A 21064-nucleotide genomic window follows, 5' to 3' on the forward strand; every position below is an offset into this window, starting at 1 on the left:
TCGAATCCCGTGCTCCACCCGCCCGTCAGCCGAGGTGCCGTCGTTGGAACGCTGCTGGTTGTTCGCCCGTTCGGCCGTACCGGCCGGCGGCTGCCCGGGCACGCGACTGACCGAGCTGGTCGGCACCGTCCTGACCGGGCTGGTCGCCGCCGCCCGCCGGGCCGATCCCGGCATGGACTGGTTCTTCGACCCGGAGGACTCCCCCGCCGGGCGGCTGAGCCTCGGTTTCCATGCCGCCCCCGCCGCGCTCGACGCGGTACGGGCAGGACTGCTCGCCTACGACCCGGGGACGTCCCTCGCCGGGGACCGGTACGTCGTGCGCGATCCCGCGCGGGGCGGCCCGCTCGCGTTCGCGGGCAGCGAACTGGCCCTCACCCTGCTCGGCGGCGACGTGCCCTGGCTGGCCGGCGGCGAGTTGCCGCTGGCCGTGGCGCACCTGCGGCACCTGACCGGGCTGATGCCGGCCGCCGACCGCCTGGCGTTCCTGTTCCTGCACTGGCAGGAACGCGGCCAGCGGCTCACCGGCGCGCAGCGGCGGGACCTGGCCGCGCAGGCCGACGCCGGGGCGGAGAAGATCGTCCTGTCGGCCGGTGACCTACCGCTGGGCGGGGACGTGGCAGTGGCGTGGCAGCGCTACCTGGACCGGGTGACCGACGTGGTGGGCCACGACCACCCGACGGCGCCTCCCGGGTTCCTGCTGGCGCACCACGCGCAGCTCACCCACGATCGGTGGGGCATCCGGCCGGAGGTCGACTCGCTGGCCGCGCTGGCGCTGCGCCTGTCGATGGTGCGGGGCAGCCCGGCCGCGACCGCGCCGGCCCGCGTTCCGCAGAGGAGGCAGCAGCCACATGCGCGCACCGGTACCTGACCGTCCCGCCAGCGAGCCGGCCCGCGTCGAGGTGGCACTCGGGGAACGGTCGTACCCGGTGCTGATCGGTCCCGGCGTGCGCCACCGGCTCCCGGCGGAGGTGGCGCGGATCGGCGCCCAGCGGGTCGTGGTGGTCTCGGCCCGGCCACCGGAGTGGACGCCCGACCCGGGCGTGCCGCACCGGGTGGTGCCGGTCCGCGACGGCGAGCACGACAAGAACCTGACCACTGTGGAACAGCTCTGCCGGGCGTTCGCCGAGTTCGGGCTGACCCGGACGGACGCCGTGGTCTCCTGCGGCGGCGGCACCACCACGGACGTGGTCGGGCTGGCCGCCGGCCTCTACCACCGGGGCGTACCGGTGATCCACCTGCCGACCTCGCTGCTGGCCCAGGTGGACGCCAGCGTCGGTGGGAAGACCGCCGTCAACCTGCCGGAGGGCAAGAACCTCGTGGGCGTGTACTGGCAGCCCCGGGCGGTGCTCTGCGACACCGAGCACCTGGGGACGCTGCCGCAGCGGGAGTGGCGCAACGGGTACGGGGAGATCGCCCGGGCGCACTTCATCGGCGCCGGTGATCTGCGTGACCGGCCGGTGGCGGAGCAGATCGCCGCGTCGGTGGCGTTGAAGGCCCGGGTGGTGGCCGCGGACGAGCGGGACTCCGGCCTGCGGCACATCCTCAACTACGGCCACACGCTCGGGCACGCGTTGGAGCGGGCCACCGACTTCGGCCTGCGCCACGGTGAGGCGGTAGGCGTCGGCACGGTCTTCGCGGGCCGGCTGGCCGGCGTCCTCGGCCGGGTACCGGCCGACCGGGTGGCCGAGCACCACGACGTGGTGGCGGGCTACGGGCTCGACACCACGCTGCCCGCCGGCGTCGACCACGACGAGCTGATCGCGCTGATGCGCCGGGACAAGAAGGCCACCTCGGGCCTCTCCTTCGTCCTGGACGGACCGGGCGGAGTCGAGCTGGTCGCCCGCGTCCCCGAGGCCGCTGTGCGTACCGCACTTTCCGGCATGTGAGGCCGACACCGCCGGGTGCCCGTTCGCCGGCCGGCGCCGCGGGGGCGGCCGGGCCGGCGAACGGATGACGAGCCGCCGGAGCCGAGCGGGCCCGGACCGGCGGCGTCAGGTGCCCAGGGCCCGCTGGATCTGCGCCACCAGCACGCCGCAGGCGTACCGGTCCGCGGCCCCGACCATGCCGACGATGGTCGCCGGCAGCGGGCCGTTGTCCGTCTCCGCCGGGTCGTGGTGCATGAACACGACGAACTGCCCCCGGTCGATGAACGGCGCGAGGATCGGCTCGGCGTCGACGCCGGGGGCCAGTGAGAAGAACGTGGTCATGGCGCACGGATGCCGGCCCAGCAGCGAGCTGCGGTGCAGCAGCGAGGTGGTGGCCCCGCTGACCCGGAAGTTCGGGTCGATGACCCGCAGGGCGCCGTCGCGGCCGATCCCGGCGTCGAAGGAGCAGTAGCCCCGGTACCCGAGCGCGCTGGCCTTTCGGACCCCTACGGTCAGCGCTTCGACCAGTTCCTCCGGGGGCTGGTCGTCGTCCATCACACAACCGACCCACGTCGAGGTGGGCTGCGGCAGGTGTACCGACGATCCGAAGTAGTGCACCGATCCGCTGTCGGTCACGCCGAACTGGATACCCCAGATCGTCTGGAAGGGCACCTCCTCCTCGACGATCCACTGCTCGCTCACCTGTTCCAACTGGTTGAACAGGGAACGGTTCCGCCGGTCCCGCAACCGACGGGTGAAGATCGCAATTCCGCTGGACACCTCGACCCCGGCCGGTTTGATGACCGCCGGCCGGCGGTCCCGCGCCACGATCCGGCGGACCTCGGCGGGGGTGGCGACCTGCCGGCGGGGCAGGTACTCCGGCGCGACCAGAGTCTCCAGCACGGTCTTGTTGTTGAGGCGGGCGACCAGATCCGCGGGCACCCGGGCGCGAGCGGCCCGCAGCAGCGGGTCATGCGGAGGAAACTGGAACTCCAGCGTCTCGCCCCGCTCGACGGCTTCCCGCGCGTACCGCACCGCCTGCGCGCCGGAACGGAACTTCCGCAGGTCGCTGGGCGTCTTCAGACCACTCCGGCTGAGCAGACGCAGCGACTTGTCCGCGCTGGAGCCAGTGCTGCAAATCGCCGCCGACTGGTGCGGAAGGGTCAGGTGCAGACCCGTGATCATGTCCAGGCCGTTGTAGAGAGCGGCGCCCGCGCCGGCGAGATAGGGGCTGTCGGCGGTGGCCGACGGGTCGGGCGGCCGGGCCAGGACCACCCCGTCGTGTGCGAACACCTGTACCTGGATGGGCACCTGCATCTGGTCTCCTGACATGCCGGCCCGGTGCGGGCCTCGGGGTGGCGGTGAAACCGGTGCGCCACGGCCACGAACAGCGGAGAACGTGGCCGAAGGGGTGGGCTCCCGGTCCTGATGCGGCCGCTCGGCCGCGAGAGCCGGGCGTGCCGCGTGCACCGACCGGACGGTCGTGAGCTGGACCGGCCGGGAAGCCGGCTGGCTCATGGCCAGCGTTGCGGCGGCGAGGTGCACACCGCCGGTCAGCGGTTGAGTTTCCAGCCACCGACCGGCGTCATGATCGAAAGATGATAGTCACTACGCATTGCCCCGGGATGGGCCGGACAGGCGAACGCGGACGGCTCTTTCGCCGCCGAGGCCGCCGATACTCCTAGCGGGGCCATCGACTCGGGCTGACCGAAAAGCTGTTCTTCAGAAGGGCTGGAGTCGCCGGACGGCGCTGTCGCAGCCCGCGCTGTCGAGTGCCCGGATTCCGACGGCCGCGCCCCCTGCCAGCTCACATCGCCGACCCGGCCTCGACGCGGCCGGCGGGCACCGCCGAAACGTCCCAGGCCTGCCCGAGGAGGAGATCTCCGGCTGATGCGCTAGGGGTCGACGTGCCGATCTCTAGGGGTGTACGTCACTGCACAGCGCTTCGTATGGTCGGGCCCCGTCGGCTCGTCGTTGCCACTCTCAGCGCACCGGATCGGGTGGCCCGCGAGCGGTGCCGCCCGTCGACGCGCCTCGCGTCACCCCCCACCGTCCGGCGTACGGCATCCCGGCTGACCGATCGTCGCGGCCCTGAGCCTTTCGGTCGTCCCCTTTCGATCGGAGGTCGAGCTGTTGTCTGTCGGGTTCGGTGGCGCCCAGGCCGCGGACGGCGCGGTTGCTCTGGAACTCGTGGGGGACCTGCGGAGGCCGGCGGTGTGGCCCGCGCGGGCGGCCTCGGTGCACCGGGTGCTTCCCGCCTGGCCGTCGCACGTGATGCCGGCCGGGCACGTCGTGGTGGCGGGGCTCGTGGCGGTCCTGGCCCGCTGGACCGGCCAGGACGAGGTGGTGCTCGGGCTGGCCCCGGCCGGCGGGTCGGTGGCGCGGGTGGACGTCTCGGGCGACCCGGGATTCGGGGAGTTGGCGGCGCGGGTGGGACTGGCGTGGACGGCGCCGGTGGCGGGCCCGGACCGGCCGGGCCCGGTGGCGGTGGAGTTCACCGACGGTCCGGTGGCGGAGACGGGACCGGCCGTGGTGGACGTCGACATGGTGGTGCGCGTGGCGGCGGACGGGTCCGTGCTGCGGGTGGACTACGCGGTGGAGGGATTCTCCGCGCAGTTCGTGCGGGGACTCGTGGATCAGGTAGTGGTGCTCGTCTCCGCCGGGACGGCGGCGCCGCAGGTCGCCCTGTCGCGATTGCCGTTGCTGGATGCCGCGGAACGGGAGCGGTTGCTGGCGTGGGGGCGCGGCCCGGTGTGGGAGATCCCGGGTGAGCCGATCCACGAGCTCGTGCTGAGCTGGGCGCGGCGGTCGCCGGAGGCGGTGGCGGGTGTCGCGGGCGACGAGGTGCTGACGTACGGGGAGCTGGATCGCCGGTCCGGGCTGCTGGCGGCGTACCTGCGGTCGGTGGGTGTCCGTGCCGGTGACGTGGTGTCCGTGGCGTTGGAGCGCGGGTTGTGGTCGCTGGTGGCGGCGATGGGCGTGCTGCGGGCGGGTGCCGCGTACACGCCGATGGACGTGTCGTGGCCCGCGGAGCGGATGCGGGTGCTGCTGGCCGACCACGGCGCGCGGGTGGTGTTGACGGTCGGTGCGGTAGCGCCCCGGATTCCCGCCGGGGACGGGGTCACGGTGGTGGCGCTGGACGACGGCTGGCCCGCGGTACCGGCCGGTGCGGTGGCGGATCTGCCTGCGGTGCCGGTGGACGCGCCGGCGTTCGTCATCTACACGTCGGGTTCGACAGGCACGCCGAAGGGCGTGGTGCTGTCACACGAGAGGCTGGCGAACTTCCTGGCGTGGATGACCGGCGAATGCGCCATCGGCCCCGGCAGCCGGATGCTGCACTCGGCGGCACCGGTCTTCGACGCCGCGTTCGGGGAGATCTTCGCCGCGCTCACCGGCGGAGGCCGCGTCGTCGTGTGCCCGCGCGACGATCTGCTCGACGCGCGCCGGCTCACCGACCTCGTCAACACCCAGGGCGTCACGCACACGTTCGGACCGGCCACCAACATCGCCCCGCTCGACCCGGCCGCCTGTCCCGGCCTCCGCTGCGTCATCTTCGGCGGCGAGGCCGTCCCGCCGCGGCTGGCCCAGCGGTGGCTGACGGCGGGCACGCGGGTGGTCAACGCGTACGGGCCGGCCGAGATCGCCGTGGCGTGCACCTGGTTCGACGCGTCGGCCGGGTGGGGTGGCGCGTACGTGCCGATCGGCTGGCCGATGCCGAACCGGCAGGTCCGCGTCGTCGACGCGAACCTCGACCTCATGCCGGCCGGGGTTCCCGGGGAGATCCTGATCGCCGGCTTCGGCGTCGCCGACGGTTACCTCAACCGCCCCGAACTGACCGCCCAGCGGTTCGTCACCGACCCGTACGGCGGCGGGCTCGCCTACCGCAGCGGCGACCTGGGGAGGTGGAACAGCGCCGGCGCACTGGAGATCCTCGGCCGGATGGACCACCAGGTGAAGGTCAACGGCATCCGCATCGAGCTGGGCGAGATCGAGAGCATCCTCGCCCAGCACCCGGAGGTGGAGACCGCAGTCGTCGTCCGCCGCGAGGACCGGGGCGTGGCCCGGCTCGTCGCGTACGTCACCGGGCGCGACGGCCGCACCCCGGCCACCGGCGACCTGCGGGACCACGCCACGGCCCACCTGCCCGGCTACATGGTCCCCGCCGCCGTCGTCGTCCTCGACCGCTTCCCCCTCGGCGGCACCGGCAAGATCGACCGGAGTGCCCTTCCCGCACCCGGCGCCCAACGCCCCGACCTCGGCGTGCCGTACGTGGAGCCGGCCACCGAGGGCGAGCGCCTCGTCGCGGAGGTGTTCGCGAGCGTGCTCGGCATCGAGCGGGTCGGTGCCCGCGACGGCTTCTTCCACCTCGGCGGCACGTCGTTGCAGTCCGCCGCCGTCGCCGTCGCCCTCGACGAGGCCGCCGACGTGGTGGTGCCCGTCTCGCAGATCCACCGCACGCCCACCCCGCACGAGCTGGCCCGCTGGCTCGCCACCGCCCCCCGCCGTACGGACACCGGCCCGACCGCCGGACAGGCCCGGCAGCGCCCGGGACCGGTCCCGCTCGCGCAGCAGGTGGCGAAGTGCCTGATGTCGCCGCTGGAGGTCGTCGTCCCGGTCACCTGGTGGATCGAGGGTGAGCTGGACCTACGGGCCCTGATGGCCGCCCTCGGCGACCTACACCACCGCCACCAGGCCCTACACGCCCGCTACCGGCGCACCGACCCACCAACCGCAATCATCCCACCCAACCCCGGCATGCCCCAGCTACGGCTACTCGCCAACGCCGCCACCGAACACGACGCCCTCGACCAACTCGCCGAAGCAGTACAACAACCCCTCGACTACACCCAGGGCCGCAACTGGCGCGCCGCCCTGATCCGAAACAAAACCACCAACCGAATCCTCTTCGGCATCGGCATCCACCACATCGCCTTCGACGGCTGGTCATACGGACTACTCGTACGAGACCTCAGCCACGCCTACACCGCACGACACACCGGCCACACACCCACCTGGACACACCCCGCACCCACACTGCACCAGTCCTACGACGAACACACCCGCCTCCGCGACGCCGCCGACCTGCAAACCCAACGAACCTACTGGCGCGAACAACTACGCGACCTACCCCGCCAAGGCGAAGGCCCGGCCACCGCGCCCCTGGAGCAGGCCCTCGCCTGGGGACCGAAGGCGGGCCACACCGTCACCGTCACCCCCGAGGTGCTCGACCGCTGGGACCGGGCCGCCCGCGACCAGCGCTTCAGCCGCTCCAGCTACTTCGTGGCGGCCTTCGCCTCGGCGCTGCGCGCCATCCACGCGCAGGACGACATCGCCCTGCTGATGGTCGTCGCCAAGCGCGGTAGCCGCGTCCTCGACTCCGCGTTCACCACCCGGCTCAACCTCAACTGCGTGCGGGTGCGCTTCGACGGGCCGCAGGACGACAAGCTGGTCCTGCGGGTCGACGAGACTATCCGCGATCTCATGCGGGCCCAGGACGTTCCCTTCGCGGAGACCGCCGACGATCCCGCCGCCGGGCTCTCCGGCGAGGTGGTCGCGAGCCTGCCGACGTTCGTGTTCCAGGACAACGTGGTGGTGCCGCTGGAGCTGCCCGGCTGCCGGGCCGAGGAGGTCGTCGACCCGTACGCCCGGGAGGTGCCAAACGGGCTCACGGTCGAGGTGCTGCCCCGCGTCGACCATGCTCTCCTGCGCGTCACCATCCGCACCGACTACCTGCCGTACAGCTTCGCCGAGGAGCTGAACCACCACATGCTGCGCTTCCTCGAAGACGGGCCGGCGGGTACGCCCACCGCCGGCTGACCGTCCGCCTTTGCGTACCGGTCCGCTCGTCGTCGGTGGCACGCGGCCCGTTGTCCCGAGAGTTCGTGGTTGTCCCCTCCGGCGCACCCCTCTGGGTGGCGCCGGCCCTGATCGGAGGCTGGCTCAATGTCTGTCGGAATCGTCGGTGCGCACGCCACGGATGTCGCTGGGCCCGGCTTCGAGATCCTCGACCTGATGGGAGACCTGCGCCGGCCGGCCGCGTGGCCGGCCCGGGCGGCCTCCGCGTACCGGCCGGTCGACCTGCCCGTCCCGGCGGGGGCGCGCTCCCCCGGCGCGGTGCTGCTGGCCGGTCTGCTGGGGGTGCTGGCCCGGTACACCGGCCAGGCCGAGGTGGCGGTCGGCCTGTCGTCGGGCGGCGTGCTGCGGGTCGACGTCGCGGACGAACCGGGCTTCGGCGAGCTGACGTCGCGGGTGGCCACGGCGCTGGCCGGACCGGTCGCGCGCAGCGCGGGCGCGGCGGGGCCGGTGGTGGTCGGGCTGGTGGACGCCCCGGTGGCCGAGGTGGGGCCGGACGTGGTGGACGTGGACATCGTGGTGACCGTCGCGGGGGACGGGTCGGCGCTCCGGGTGGACTACGCCGCCGACGGCTTCTCGGCGGACTGGGTGCGGGGCCTGGTGGACCAGACCGTGTCGTTGCTGTCGGCCGGGGTCCGGGAACCGGGGGTGCCGCTGGGCGCGCTGCCGCTGCTGGGCGCGACCGAGCGCGAGCGGCTGCTCGCGTGGGGCCGGGGCCCGGCCCGCCCGGTGCCGGGTGCGCCGCTGCACGAGCTGGTGCTCGAATGGGCGCGACGCACGCCGGACGCGGTGGCCGGCGTCGCCGCCGGGGAGGTGCTGACGTACGCGGAGCTGGCCCGTCGCTCGGGGGAGTTGGCCGCGCGGCTACGGTCGATGGGCGTACGGCCCGGGGACGTGGTGTCGCTGGCGCTTGACCGCAGCATGTGGACGCTCGTCGCCACCCTGGCGGTGCTGCGGGCGGGGGCGGCGTACACGCCGATGGACGTGTCCTGGCCGGCGGAGCGGATGCGGATGCTGCTGGCCGACCACGGCGCCCGGGTCGTCCTCACCGTCGGCGAGGTCGCCCCGCGTGTCCCCGGACCTGACGGCGTACGGGTCGTCGCCCTCGATGCCGACTGGCCCACCGTGACGGCGGCCGAGGCGGCCGACCTGCCGGTGGTGGCACCCTCCCGGCCGGCGTTCGTGATCTACACGTCCGGCTCGACCGGGACACCGAAGGGTGTCGTGCTGACCCACGAGCACCTGACGAACTTCGTCACCTGGATGCGGGAGGAGTGCGCGGTCGGGCCGGACAGCCGGATGCTCCATTCCTGTTCCCCGGTCTTCGACGTGGCCCTCGGCGAGATCTACACCGCGCTGACCTCCGGTGCCCGCGTCGTCGTCAGCTCCCGCGACGATCTGCTCGACGCCCGCCGGTTGACGGAGCTGATCGCCAAGGAGCAGGCCACCCACGCGTTCTGCCCACCCACGAACCTCGCCGCCGTCGATCCCGCCGACTGCCCCAGCCTGACGTGCGTGACCCTCGCCGGGGAACCCATTGCGCCCCGCATGGCACGCCGCTGGACGGCCGCCGGTGCCCGCCTGATCAACGCGTACGGGCCCGCGGAGGCATCCGTCGCCTGTACCTGGTACGACGCGTCGAAGGGCTGGCCCGGCGCGTACGTGCCCATCGGCCGACCCATGCCCAACCGGCAGATCCGCGTCGTCGACGCCAATCTCGACCTCGTCCCCATGGGCGTCCCCGGCGAGATCCTCATCACCGGCGCCGGCGTCGCCGACGGTTACCTCAACCGCCCCGAACTGACCGCCCAGCGGTTCGTCACCGACCCGTACGGCGGCGGGACCGCCTACCGCACCGGCGACCTCGGCCGGTGGAACGCCGCCGGAGCGCTGGAGATCCTCGGCCGGATGGACCACCAGGTCAAGGTCAACGGCATCCGGATCGAACTCGGTGAGATCGAGGCGACTCTCGAACAGCACCCGGACGTCGGCACCGCCGTCGTCACCCGTCGCGAGGACCAGGGCACCGCCCGGCTCGTCGGCTACGTCACCGGACGCGACGGCCGCGTCCCCGTCACCGCGGACCTGCGGGCACACGCCGCCGCGGTGCTCCCGCCCTACATGGTCCCCGCCGTGATCATGGTCCTGGACCGGTTCCCCACCGGCGGCACCGGCAAGATCGACCGACGGGCGCTACCAGAACCGGGCTCGCGCCGTCCCGATCTCGACGTGCCGTACACCGAACCGGCCACCGACTCCGAACGCCTCGTCGCGGGGATCTTCGCGACGGTGCTCGGGCTGGACCGGGTCGGGGCACTCGACGGGTTCTTCCACCTCGGCGGCACGTCCCTGCAGTCCGCCGCCGTCGCTGTCGCCCTCGACGAGGCCGCCGACGTCGCCGTGCCCGTCTCGCAGATCCACCGCACCCCCACCCCGCAAGGGCTGGCCCGCTGGCTCGCCACCGCTCCCCGCCGCCCCGGGGCCGAGCCGGCGCCGTCCGTCACCGGCCGTCCCGGCCCGTCGAAGCCCGTCCCGCTGACCCCGTCCGTCGCGAAGTGCGTCGTGCTCCCCTTCGAACTGGTCTGCCCGACCACCTGGTGGATCGAGGGTGAGCTGGACCTACGGGCCCTGATGGCCGCCCTCGGCGACCTACACCACCGCCACCAGGCCCTACACGCCCGCTACCGGCGCACCGACCCACCAACCGCAATCATCCCACCCAACCCCGGCATGCCCCAGCTACGGCTACTCGCCAACGCCGCCACCGAACACGACGCCCTCGACCAACTCGCCGAAGCAGTACAACAACCCCTCGACTACACCCAGGGCCGCAACTGGCGCGCCGCCCTGATCCGAAACAAAACCACCAACCGAATCCTCTTCGGCATCGGCATCCACCACATCGCCTTCGACGGCTGGTCATACGGACTACTCGTACGAGACCTCAGCCACGCCTACACCGCACGACACACCGGCCACACACCCACCTGGACACACCCCGCACCCACACTGCACCAGTCCTACGACGAACACACCCGCCTCCGCGACGCCGCCGACCTGCAAACCCAACGAACCTACTGGCGCGAACAACTACGCGACCTACCCCGCCAAGGCGAAGGCCGGCCGCAGGAGATCCTGGAACAGACCCCGACCTGGGGCCCCAAGACCGGGCACATCGTCGCCGTCTCGCCCGAGCTGGTGGGGCGCTGGGACCGGGCCGCCGTCGAACACCGCTTCAGCCGTTCCACCTACTTCGCCGCCGCCTACGCCTCGGCGCTGCGCGCCATCCATCAGCAGGACGACATCGCCCTGCTGATGATCGTCGCCCAGCGCGGCAGCCGAGTCCTCGACTCCGCCTTCACGAGCAGGATCAGCAGCAACTGTCTCCGGGTCCGGTTCGGCGGCCCGGAGAAGGACCTGATGCGCGCCCTCCAGCAGACCGCGGACGAGCTGATGGCCGCCCAGGACGTCTCCTTCCTGGAGATGGTCACCGACGACCCGGTCCTCGACCTGCCCCGCGAGGTGATCAACAGCCTGCCCTCGTTCGCCTACCAGGACAACCTCGTCCTCCCGCTGGACCTGCCCGGCTGCCGGACCGAGGAGGTCGTCGAACCGTACGCCCGGGAGTGGTCCGGTGCCTGCGTCGCCGAGGTGCTGCCCGGCGACGAGAGTGTCCTCCTGCGGGTCACCATCCGTACCGACCTGGTCCCGGCCCCCGTCGCCGAGGTCCTGGCCACCGGCATGCTGCGCTTCCTGGAAGCCGGCCCCGAGGCGGTCAGCGACACACGCTGACCGCCGCTTGCCGGCAGGCTCGGCGGCAGCGCGCCGTGCGGCCCGCGCGAGCAGCCCGGCGCGCTCCGGTCCGGGTCAGTGGACGAGGGCCGCCGGGCAGTGCGCCAGCAACTCCGCCGGGGCGTGCACGACCAGGTCGGGGCCGGCGGCGAGCAGCGCCGCGATGTCCCCGCCGTGCCACGTCGTGGCGACGGCCGTCGCCCCGGCGGCCCGGCCGCTGAGCAGGTCGATCACCGCGTCGCCCACCATCATGGCCTCGTGCGGCGGCACGTCGAGGTTGCCCAGCGCCTGGAGCACGATGTCCGGGGCAGGCTTGGGACGGGCCACCTCGTCGGAGCCGATCACCTGGCCGAAGAGGCCCAGCACGCCGAGTTGGTCGAGCAGGGAGCGGGCCCGCGGGCCGGCCTTGCCGGTGGCGATCCCCATCCGGATGCCACGCGAGTGCAGGGTCTCCAGGGTCTCCCGGACGCCGGGGAAGAGCGGCACGAGGTGGGCCATCCGGTAGCTCTCGCGGACGAACGGCTCCTCCATCTCCAGGGGCAGCCCCATCAGGCGCATGATGTCCGGGAAGTATCGGCCCATGTGCCGGTTGTACTCGTCGAACGGTGCCGGCCCGTCGCCCACCACCTCGGCGTACGCGATGCTGAACGCCTCACGCATGACGGCCGAACTGTCGACGATGACGCCGTCGAGGTCGAACACGACCGCGCGGATCGGGCCGCGCGCCGGCGAGGGCGGGGTCACCTCGACTGTGGACGATGGATGGCTCATGGCTGCTCCCGGAAGGGGTTGGGGCCGACGGTGGTTCTCACCCGGCGCGATGGCCCACCAGTGCGTGCTGGCGCTCCGGCCGGGTGGGCCGGGCGCACTGGTAGATCCGTTCGATGATGTCGATGGTCCGGCGGGCCTCGACGACGGCCGCGCCCCGGGCGGCCGGGTCGGCGAGCAGCCCGGGCAGGGCGTCGAGCTGGTGGTCGTACTCCGCGCCGATCGGCTCCCCGGGCAGCGGCAGCCGCGCGGTCCGGCCGTCGCGGGTACGCGTCAGCACCGGCGTGGGCTCCCGATTGGGACTGAAGCCGAACGTGCAGCGCAGCGTCGCCGACCCCGCGGCGCCGTGCACGGTGACGGTGGTGCGGTCCAGCGACTCGTGCGAGGCCCAGCAGGCGTGCAGGGCGACGGAGGCGCCGGTGTCGGTGAGCAGGAACCCCCGGGCGGTGTCCTCGACGTCGCCGGGAACGTGGCCTGCGGTGTCGGCCCCGCCGCGCCAGGCGGCGTGGGCGGCGCTGTCGTTGACGAAGTCGTCCGAGACGCTGCCTATCGCGTGAGTGACCCGGGCCGGGCCGAGCAGCGGCAGCACCGTGTCGAGCAGGTGCCAGCCGAGGTCCACCAGCGCGCCCCCGCCGGACTGGTCGCGGCGGGTGAACCAGCCGCCCGCGTCGGGCACCCCTCGGGCGCGAACCCAGGCCACATCGACGTGCCGGATCGGGCCCAGCCCGCCGGCCACGTCGGCCAGCGCCCGGATGTCGGCCCGGTAACGGGCGGCGCTGCCGGCCAGCAGCACCGCGCCGCCGTCGCGCTCCGCGTCGGCCAGGATGCCCGCCTCGGCGGAGGTCAGGCAGACCGGCTTCTCCAGGAACACCGGTACGCCCCGGCGCAGCAGCCGGACGGCGACGACCGCGTGCAGGTGGTTCGGTACGGCGACCACCGCCAGGTCGACCGTTCCGGCGGGCAGGTCCTCGACGTCGGCGTACGCGGACGCGACGGCGTGGGTGTCGCGGGCCTGATCGCGCACCACGGGCTGCGGGTCGACCACGGCGACCACCTCGAAGCCGGGGTGTGCGGCGAGCCGGGGCAGCCAGATCTCCCGCCCGGCCCAGCCGAGGCCGACCACCGCGACCCGCACCGGCCGGCCGGCCGCGGCCGGGGGCCGGGCCGTCATCCGGCGAGGACGTCGGCGAGCACGGCGGCGATCTCGTGCATCTGCTGCTCCGTGCCGAGCAGGGTGCGGTGGTGCAGCCAGACGCAGTCGGAGTGGATCTGCTCGGTGTTGGGGCAGCGGGCCGCGATCACCTCTACCGACTCGTCGGACGCGTCGGCCATCCAGAAGCCCTCGCACCGGTAGATCGCCCGGAACGCCACGAACGCCGGGACGCCCCGGGCGATGAGCGCGTCCACCACGGCACGGCGGCGCTCGATGCCGATCCCGGGAATACGGAACATCGCCATGTAGTGCGGGTTGCGGTCGGTGCGGGGGTCGGTCGCCTGCGGGACGACGCCCGGGATCTCGGCGAGCAGGCTCGACAGCAGCGGCCAGCGCTGCTCGCGCAGCGCGATCTGCTCGTCGAGGCGGGGCAGCTGGGCGCGTAGCACAGCGGCGGTGAACTCGCTCATCCGGTAGTTCGAGCCGGTGGTGCTGTGCAGGTATTCGCGGTCGGTGCGGGGCCGACCGCAGCTGTGCACGAGGAATGCCCGCTCGCGCAGTTCCTCGTCGGGGAAGACGACCGCTCCGCCCTCGCCGGCGGTCATGAGCTTGCCGTTCTGGAAGCTGAAGGCGGCCACCGAGCCGAGCGCGCCGGCCCGCCGGCCGCGCCACTGCGCGCCGTGGGCGTGTGCCGCGTCCTGCAGCAGAGCCACCCCGGCGTCGGCGGCGAGCTTGTCGAGCGCGTCCATGTCGGCGAACTGCCCGGCCATGTGCACCGGCATGATCACCTTGGTACGGGGCGTGATCGCGGCCTCGACGGCGGCGGGGTCGACGCAGTAGGTGTCCAGGTCGACGTCGACCGGCACGGCGACCGCGCCGAGACGCTGCGCGGCCAGCGAGGACGAGATGAACGTGAACGCCGGGACGATCACCTCCGTACCGGGGCCGACGCCGAGCACCTCCAGCGCGACTTCCAGCGCGTGGGTGCCGTTGGTGACGGCAAGCGCGTGGGGGCTGCCGTGGTAGTCACCGAACTCCCGCTCGAAGGAGTCGACCTCACTGCCGCCCATCCGCCACCACTGACCCTGTTCGAGGGCGCGGATCAGTCCGGTTCGCTCCTCGTCGCCGTACTGCGGCCACTCGGGGAACTCGGACACCGTCGAGGGCTGACCACTCATGACTTCCCACTTCCCAACTCGGGCAGACCAGGGGCTTGGGCGGACCATCGGGCGGGACGACCCGAGACCGCCGGTGCGCGGTCCGGGCGCAGCGGAGCACCGGATGGCCGCGCGGTACGTGACGCCTCCGTCTGGAGCCGGCGGCGTCGCTTCAGCAGGGAGGACGGTAACCGACGCGGATACGCGGTCACCGCCCCTAACAGCCCCTAGCCACCCCTTAGTCCGCCCGTGCGTCGGGCGCCGCCGGTTCGCCGGGAGCCGTCGGCGTAGTAAGACTGCGGTGACCAGTCATCAGGCTCTGCGGGACCAGGGCCGTGCCCCACGAGGTGAAGCGTGTCGGACGTACTGCTGCTGAACGGCCCGAACCTGGGCATTCTCGGCCGGCGGGAACCGGAGATCTACGGCACCGACACCCTGGACGACATCGAACGCGCCGTCGGCGAGGAGGTCGCCGCCCGGGGCTGGGGTGTGGTCGCCGAGCAGCACGACTGCGAGGGTGCGCTGATCCGTACGATCCAGAACAGCTACGACACGGTGGGCGCGATCGTCAACCCGGGCGCCCTGATGATCGCGGGCTGGAGCCTGCGCGACGCGCTGGCCGACTACCCCCGGCCCTTCGTCGAGGTGCATCTGTCCAACGTGTGGGCGCGGGAGAGCTTCCGGCACGACTCGGTGATCGCCCCGCTGGCCAGCGGGGTGATCGTCGGGCTCGGAGCGCTGGGCTACCGGCTGGCCGCGCGCGCCCTCACCGCGACCGTCCGATGACGACCGGGCACCCCGCCGTCCGGTGCCGTGGGCGCCGGCGTGCCGGCGGTACGGTCGTCCGCACGTCCCGACTCTTCCCGAAGGACCTCACGTGGAGATTCCCGTCCTCGTCCTGACCCTCGTCCTCGCGGCCGTGTTCGCGGGCACCGCCGTGCCGAAGCTCACCGGGCAGGCACAGATGCGCGAGCGGATGGACCACCTCGGCGTCTCGCCGGGGCTGACCCGCGTGCTGGGGGTGCTGGAACTCGCCGCGGTCGCCGGGCTGCTGCTCGGCCTGCTCTGGCCGCCCCTGGGCATCGCGGCGGCGATCGGTCTCGCCCTGCAGATGACGGGCGCGGTCGTCTACCACGCCCGGGCGAAGGACCCGGCCGCGACGATCCTGACGCCGGTGATCTTTGCCGTGGCCGCCCTGGCGCTCGTCTACCTGCACGTGCGGCTGGGCTGAGGCCGGCCGTGTCCGGTCCGCAGCGCCACGGCGGCGTCCTCGGCATCGACGTCGGCGGCACCAAGGTCGCGTTGCACGCGGAGGCACCCGGGCGGCCGGCGTACGACCGGACCTTCCGCTGGCCCCGTGGGGCCGCCGACCCGGCCGACGACCTGACGGTGCTGGCCGTCGAAGTGGACCGGCTGCTCGACCGGTGGGGACCGGTGGACGCGGTCGGGGTGGCCATGCCGGCGACCACTGACACCGGGGGCACCGTCACCACCTGGCCCGGGCGCCCCGGCTGGGCGGGCCTCGACCTCACCGGCGCGCTGCGCCGCCTCTTTCCCGACGCGGCGACCGCCGTCGCCGACGACGGTGATCTCGCCGCCCTGGCCGAGGCGCGCTGCGCCGGCGCGGACGACGTGGTCTACCTGGGCGTCGGCACCGGGATCGGCGGCGGCATCGTACTGGCCGGCCGGCCGGTGCCGGGCCGGTCCTCCGCCGAGATCGGCCACATGGTCGTCGCCCTCGACGGTGAGCGCTGCGACTGCGACCGGCACGGCTGCCTCCAGTCCGTCGCGTCCGGCCCCGCCACCCTGCGCCGCGCCGCCGCCCGCCGGGGCGGCGAGGTGGGCTTCGATGACCTACGGGCCGGACTCGACGGGCGCGAGCCCTGGGCGGTGGCTGCGGTCGAGGAGAGCTGCCGGGCGCTGGCGGCGGCGGTGGTGAGCCTCGGCGAGATCCTCGATCCGGCGCTGGCAATCGTGGGCGGCGGGTTCGCCGCCGGCCTGCCTGGCTTCGTGCCGCTCGTCGCGCAACGGGCACGCCGCGCCGGCCGGCCCGGGCGCCCGGCGCCACCGGTGCGTCCCGCCGCCCTCGGCGGGCTGTCGTCCCTGCACGGCGCGGTGGAGCTGGCTCGTGACCTGACCGGCACGCCGGCTCCCGCGCGCCCCGTCCCCATCGCGTAGAGGAGAGCAGCATGGTCAGGATCGGTGTCATCGTCGGCAGCACGCGCCCCGGCCGCAAGGCCGACGCCGTGGCCCGCTGGGTGCGCGACGTCGCCGCCAAGCGGGGCGACGCCACTGTCGAGCTGGTCGACATCGCCGACTACGCCCTGCCACACTTCGACGAGGTGCTGCCGCCGTCGATGGCGCCGTCGCGACGCCCGGCCGTACGCCGCTGGGCGACGACCGTGGCCGGGTTCGACGGCTTCGTCTTCGTCACGCCGGAGTACAACCACTCCATCCCGGGCGCGCTGAAGGATTCCCTCGACTTCCTCTACCAGGAGTGGCAGCACGCCGCCGCCGGCCTCGTCAGCTACGGCGTGCACGGCGGCACCCGGGCGGCGGAGCACCTGCGGCTGGTGCTCGGGCAGCTCGGCGTCGCCGACGTCCGCTCCCAGGTCGCGCTCTCTCTGACGACCGACTTCGTCAACTTCCGCGACTTCCGGCCGGCCGCGCACCACGAGCAGGCCCTCGGCACCATGCTCGACGAGGTGGTCGCCTGGGCCGGCACACTGCGGACGCTGCGCCGGGCCTGACGCCGCTGCGGCTGCGCGGGCCGGTGACGGGGGTCGGGCACCCAGCGTCGACCCGCCCGCCCGCCCGGCCCGGCACGGCACCGGTCGCCTGGGTCGTGGCCGGGCCCCGCCCGGTCGTGAGCCAGCGGGGCGGGGGCTGCCCGCTCAGGCTCCCGGTGCGACGACCAACCGCTCCGCGGCGACCTGCGCCGCGTCGGTGCGTACGACGCCGGCGAACTCGCGGGCGCGGGCGGCCACCTCCGGCCGCAGCGCGGCGCCCAGAGCCTCGGTCAGCGACTCGACGGTCGGCACGGAGCCGGGGTGTGCGGTGCCGATGCCGAGCGCGGACACCCGGCGCGCGAAGTAGTGCTGGTCGTACACCTGCGGTACGACGACCTGCGGCGTCCCGGCCCGCGCGGCCGTGGTCGTGGTGCCCGCGCCGCCATGGTGGACCACCACGGCCACCTCCCGGAACAGGTCCTGCTGGTTCACTTCGCCGACCACCAGGCAGTCGGGGGACCGGTCGACCGGCGAGAGCGGTGCCCAGCCCCGGGAGACGACCAGCCGGCAACCGACCGCGCGCACGGCCCGCACGGCCGTCTCCAGCAGACCCGGGGGTGCGGCGACGCTGCCGAATCCGACGTAGACGCACGGCCCGCCGGCGTCCAGGAAGGCCGTCAGCTCGGCGGGCAGGGCCCGCTTGTCGGGCAGGAGCCAGGCGCCCGGTTGGTAGACGGCCGGATCGGCGACGTCCGGCCAGGGTGCCAGGGTCGGGTCGGTGGCCAGCCACGGCCGGTCGGTGTGGATGTGGTCGCTGACGTCGTCGACCGTGCCCAACCCCACCGCCGACCGCAGCGCGTTGAGGGGCGCGGCGAAGGTGTCGTTGACGTGCCGCAGGTTGGCGGCCCACAGGTCGCTGTTGTCGGCCGACGCGGGCGCCGGGACCTCCCCGAGCACCGGCAGCGGCAGCGGGGGGTGGTGGGGTGAGGGAAGGGCCGCCGGGCAGAGCGCCGCGAAGACGTACGGGATGCCGCGCTTCTCCGCCACGGTGCGGGCGGCGATCTGGAGGCCCGTCGACGCGACGAGGACGTCACAGTCCCGGGCTGCGGCCGACAGCACCTCGAACTGGATGCCGATGGAGGACTCGGCGAGCTTGCGTACCTGCGCGGGCGAGGGTTTTGGCACGGCGGCCCGCGACCTGGGCGCCGCCGACCTGCGCCAGGGCGGGCCGACGGGCACGAAGGGAATCCTGAAGCTGGCCACCCAGCGGGCGAAGTCGGGCGGGGCGCAGAGGCGGACCTGATGGCCGAGGGCCGTCAACCGCGACGCGAGCGCCACCAGTGGTTGGACATCGCCACGCGACCCGAGAGTCGACAGCAGTACGCGCATGGTACTCGCCTTTCCGTCTTTTGCTCCGGATCCGGGCGCGGTTGGGCCAGGCCCGACAGCGTTGTCGGGCCTGGCCGCACCGTCGATCTGCTATCCCCGCGTCGTGGAGCGCCCCGGCACCAGGGCAGCGGGTCGCGCCCTGGCGGCGGTCTGAGCGGGTACCCGGCGCGCGGCGCCGGGCGCGGGTCGGAGGGGCCGCAGGATCAGTACGTGGCCGAGCCCTTCGACCGCGCGCAGCTCGGCCGTGCAGGCTGCGGCCTGCGCCTGACGCAGGTAGTCCAGCGTCTGCGGGTCGGCGGCGCACATCCCCGGCGTCGAGTCGGCGGTGGCGACCAGGTGGACCTCGCCGGCCAGCAGCAGCGAGGCCGAGATGAACTGGCAGAGTTCCGGCCACAGCAGGTACCGCCAGAAGTCCACGCTGATCACCGCGTCCAGGCTGCCCGGCGGCATGGGCGGGGCGACGCCGAGCAGGTGGAAGTTGGTCCGCCCGATGGGTGCGGCGTAGTCGAAGGTCAACGCCGAGGTGGGCAACCCGGAATCGGCGCGGCCGGTGCCGATCCAGAGCGTGCGGTGCCCCCGCACCTGGCCGGCGAGGCGCGCGGCGGCGGGCCCGATGGCGCAGGCCGACCGCTCGACGCACTCGTCGATGAGCGCGCGATAGTGCAGGATGCGCCGGATCGCCTCGTACCCCATGACGGCGGTAAGGAACTCCCACTCCAGGCACGGATAGAGCCGGGCCGCCTGCTGGAAGTTGGCCTTCATCTCCATCCAGTTGCGGGTGATGTTCTTGTGGTGCGGCAGGTGGACGACCCGGGCGTCGTCGTGGTAGCCGAAGTTGACGCCGTCGGGGAGGCTGCGGTCGACGCGGTAGAACAACTCGACGTCCTCCACGCCGTAGCTCAGACCGAACGCCTCGCGGTAACCACCGACCTGCGCGAAGTGCGCGCTGGACAGCGAGATGTTGTGCGTGTAGGCGATGACCCAGCCGGCCCGGAGCCACTCGCCCCCGTCGTCGGGAAGCCCCGTGGCGAACCGCAGGTCGCCGCCGTGCGGGAAGGCGCGTGCGACCGCGTGCGGCTCTCCGGCCAGCACTGCCGGCAGGTCAGCGAGGCCGATCTCGTCCCGCCGGCCGATCAGCACCGCCGCGTTGCCGGGCACGCTGTGCCAGGCCAGGTGCCGCTCCAGCAGGTCGGGCACCGCCCACGAGTCGGCGTCGAGGAAGACCAGCAGAGGTGCGCAGGCACGGCGCGCCCCCTCGTTGCGGGCGACGGAGCGGCCCTTGCGCTCGGCGAGTTCCAGCACGCGCAGGCGGAGACCGGCACCCTCGGCGAGCGCCTCGGCGTACCCGTCGGACGAGCCACCGTCCCGGACCACGATCACCTCGAAGCGTTCCGGCGGCAGCGTCTGCCGGGTCAGCGCCTTGAGGGTCAGCGCGAGGCACTGCGGATCCTGGTAGGTCGGCATCACCACGCTCAGCGCCGGAGGGTTGGTGGGCAGCGACATGGCGATCCTCTCCGTCAGGCGATCTTGCCGTCGAGGGGCGGCGACATCGTCAGACGATAACGCTCCGCGACGACATCCTTACGCATCAATAGGGGTCTATAGGGGTGCACTGTCCCAACACGACAGTCGCCGCCTGACCGGAACCTACCCACGCGCAGGAGCAGCAGCCGCGATAGGAAGCAGAGGGGTTAGATCAACCCGATTCGGCTGGCGAACTCACGTACGCCTGGCAGGTTGCCATCGGTCGCACCGCTGCTCGGCGCTGCTCAGCCGGCGGCGCATCACACCCACCTGGGCATGGCTGGCACGACCGGCGGCGGGTCGGACGACGAGGACGACCGGCGGCTGCGGAGCCTGCTGGAGTCGTTGGCCGCCGCGCTGGCCGGGGACGAGCTGGCCGCGCTGCCGGGTGGGGGCAGTAGCAAGTTCGAGCGGTGGGTGGAGGCCCTCATCCAGCGGGCCGGGCGCAACCACCACGTCGGCTGAGGCGTCGCCGACCCGCAGCGACCCATCGACGATCATCCATTGATGATGTTAACGATAACATGTAACCTTCCCAGGGACGGAGCGAAGGGCACGCTCCCCATCGGATCGCGGTGCCGCGAGGGCAACCGGGCAGTGCGGCCATCTCCGGCTGGACCGTCACCTGGACCTGGGCAAACGGCCAGACCATCAGCCAGTCGTGGAACGCCACGGTCAGCACCAGCGGCGCCACCGTCACCGCTCGCAACGTCAGCTACAACGGCGCGTTGGGAGCCGGAGCCAGCACCGAGTTCGGCTTCCTCGGCTCCGTCGGCGGCACCAACACCATCCCCACGCTTCGCTGCGCCGCAGCCTGACCACTCATCGGAGGAG

The 21064-nt window shown here is 73.3% G+C and carries 15 protein-coding genes and 1 pseudogene; 10 read left to right on the plus strand and 6 right to left on the minus strand.

Annotated elements, in window-relative coordinates; translation table 11 throughout:
* Positions 1-34 precede the first annotated feature (34 nt).
* Complete coding sequence (locus FHU28_RS23730; protein ID WP_311773643.1) at positions 35-868, plus strand: hypothetical protein; 834 nt, start codon at positions 35-37, stop codon at positions 866-868.
* A complete protein-coding gene (locus tag FHU28_RS23735) occupies positions 849-1886 on the plus strand; it encodes a 3-dehydroquinate synthase family protein (protein ID WP_184686663.1) in 1038 nt (345 codons plus the stop codon). The genes FHU28_RS23730 and FHU28_RS23735 overlap by 20 nt, the downstream gene beginning before the upstream one ends.
* A 105-nt stretch (positions 1887-1991) precedes the next feature.
* On the opposite strand, the gene FHU28_RS23740 is transcribed toward FHU28_RS23735, so the two are convergent.
* Positions 1992-3182 (minus strand): ATP-grasp domain-containing protein, encoded by a 1191-nt coding sequence (locus FHU28_RS23740; protein WP_116506954.1) that lies wholly within the window; start codon positions 3180-3182, stop codon positions 1992-1994.
* 816 nt (positions 3183-3998) lie between these two features.
* Here FHU28_RS23740 and FHU28_RS23745 point away from each other — a divergent pair.
* Together FHU28_RS23745 and FHU28_RS23750 are read left to right on the plus strand one after the other, a co-directional pair.
* On the plus strand, positions 3999-7682 hold the full coding sequence (locus FHU28_RS23745; RefSeq protein WP_184686664.1) for a non-ribosomal peptide synthetase: 3684 nt from the start codon (positions 3999-4001) through the stop codon (positions 7680-7682).
* Positions 7683-7808: 126 nt separating this feature from the next.
* Entirely contained in the window at positions 7809-11510 is a 3702-nt protein-coding gene (locus FHU28_RS23750) for a non-ribosomal peptide synthetase (protein ID WP_184686665.1), read from the plus strand.
* Positions 11511-11585: 75 nt separating this feature from the next.
* On the opposite strand, the gene FHU28_RS23755 is transcribed toward FHU28_RS23750, so the two are convergent.
* Genes FHU28_RS23755 through FHU28_RS23765 form a run of 3 tightly spaced genes read right to left on the minus strand, consistent with a single transcriptional unit; the run spans position 11586 to position 14609 of the window.
* The gene (locus FHU28_RS23755) at positions 11586-12281 is read right to left on the minus strand and encodes an HAD-IA family hydrolase (protein WP_184686666.1); all 696 of its coding nucleotides are present in this window, start codon (positions 12279-12281) and stop codon (positions 11586-11588) included.
* 37 nt (positions 12282-12318) lie between these two features.
* Positions 12319-13449, minus strand: a complete 1131-nt coding sequence (locus FHU28_RS23760) for a Gfo/Idh/MocA family protein (RefSeq protein ID WP_013477292.1) — start codon at positions 13447-13449, stop codon at positions 12319-12321.
* Positions 13446-14609, minus strand: a complete 1164-nt coding sequence (locus tag FHU28_RS23765; protein ID WP_184686667.1) for a DegT/DnrJ/EryC1/StrS family aminotransferase — start codon at positions 14607-14609, stop codon at positions 13446-13448. The genes FHU28_RS23760 and FHU28_RS23765 overlap by 4 nt, the downstream gene beginning before the upstream one ends.
* Before the next feature lie 333 nt (positions 14610-14942).
* Here FHU28_RS23765 and FHU28_RS23770 point away from each other — a divergent pair, with 333 nt between their 5' ends.
* From FHU28_RS23770 to FHU28_RS23785, 4 genes are all read left to right on the plus strand, one after another.
* Entirely contained in the window at positions 14943-15374 is a 432-nt protein-coding gene (locus FHU28_RS23770) for a type II 3-dehydroquinate dehydratase (RefSeq protein WP_184686668.1), read from the plus strand.
* A 91-nt stretch (positions 15375-15465) separates the two neighbouring features.
* Positions 15466-15819, plus strand: coding sequence for a DoxX family protein (locus FHU28_RS23775; RefSeq protein ID WP_030500471.1), 354 nt, complete (start codon positions 15466-15468; stop codon positions 15817-15819).
* 8 nt (positions 15820-15827) lie between these two features.
* Positions 15828-16766: an ROK family protein gene (locus FHU28_RS23780; protein ID WP_184686669.1), complete on the plus strand. Its 939-nt coding sequence runs from the start codon at positions 15828-15830 to the stop codon at positions 16764-16766.
* Between the two features lie 11 nt (positions 16767-16777).
* Complete coding sequence (locus FHU28_RS23785; protein WP_013285613.1) at positions 16778-17338, plus strand: NADPH-dependent FMN reductase; 561 nt, start codon at positions 16778-16780, stop codon at positions 17336-17338.
* Positions 17339-17482: 144 nt separating this feature from the next.
* Here FHU28_RS23785 and FHU28_RS23790 read toward each other — a convergent pair whose 3' ends face one another.
* Together FHU28_RS23790 and FHU28_RS23795 are read right to left on the minus strand one after the other, a co-directional pair.
* A complete protein-coding gene (locus FHU28_RS23790; protein ID WP_184686670.1) occupies positions 17483-18706 on the minus strand; it encodes a glycosyltransferase in 1224 nt (407 codons plus the stop codon).
* A 90-nt stretch (positions 18707-18796) separates the two neighbouring features.
* Positions 18797-20209, minus strand: coding sequence for a glycosyltransferase family 2 protein (locus FHU28_RS23795; RefSeq protein ID WP_184686671.1), 1413 nt, complete (start codon positions 20207-20209; stop codon positions 18797-18799).
* A gap of 297 nt (positions 20210-20506) precedes the next feature.
* Here FHU28_RS23795 and FHU28_RS23800 point away from each other — a divergent pair, with 297 nt between their 5' ends.
* A complete protein-coding gene (locus FHU28_RS23800) occupies positions 20507-20695 on the plus strand; it encodes a hypothetical protein (RefSeq protein WP_184686672.1) in 189 nt (62 codons plus the stop codon).
* Between the two features lie 128 nt (positions 20696-20823).
* Positions 20824-21048 (plus strand): annotated as a pseudogene (locus tag FHU28_RS23805) (cellulose binding domain-containing protein); the annotation flags it as partial.
* Positions 21049-21064: the final 16 nt, after the last annotated feature.

Origin of the sequence: Micromonospora echinospora (assembly GCF_014203425.1) — a bacterium.
Taxonomy (GTDB): Bacteria; Actinomycetota; Actinomycetes; order Mycobacteriales; family Micromonosporaceae; genus Micromonospora; species Micromonospora echinospora_A.

Coding starts and splice junctions, on each gene's coding strand:
- FHU28_RS23760 (WP_013477292.1), bottom strand. CDS start 13,449: ATGACGGCCCGGCCCCCGGCCGCGGCCGGCCGGCCGGTGCGGGTCGCG.
- FHU28_RS23765 (WP_184686667.1), bottom strand. CDS start 14,609: ATGAGTGGTCAGCCCTCGACGGTGTCCGAGTTCCCCGAGTGGCCGCAG.
- FHU28_RS23785 (WP_013285613.1), top strand. CDS start 16,778: ATGGTCAGGATCGGTGTCATCGTCGGCAGCACGCGCCCCGGCCGCAAG.
- FHU28_RS23750 (WP_184686665.1), top strand. CDS start 7,809: ATGTCTGTCGGAATCGTCGGTGCGCACGCCACGGATGTCGCTGGGCCC.
- FHU28_RS23755 (WP_184686666.1), bottom strand. CDS start 12,281: ATGAGCCATCCATCGTCCACAGTCGAGGTGACCCCGCCCTCGCCGGCG.
- FHU28_RS23790 (WP_184686670.1), bottom strand. CDS start 18,706: ATGCGCGTACTGCTGTCGACTCTCGGGTCGCGTGGCGATGTCCAACCA.
- FHU28_RS23735 (WP_184686663.1), top strand. CDS start 849: ATGCGCGCACCGGTACCTGACCGTCCCGCCAGCGAGCCGGCCCGCGTC.
- FHU28_RS23740 (WP_116506954.1), bottom strand. CDS start 3,182: ATGCAGGTGCCCATCCAGGTACAGGTGTTCGCACACGACGGGGTGGTC.
- FHU28_RS23795 (WP_184686671.1), bottom strand. CDS start 20,209: ATGTCGCTGCCCACCAACCCTCCGGCGCTGAGCGTGGTGATGCCGACC.
- FHU28_RS23800 (WP_184686672.1), top strand. CDS start 20,507: ATGGCTGGCACGACCGGCGGCGGGTCGGACGACGAGGACGACCGGCGG.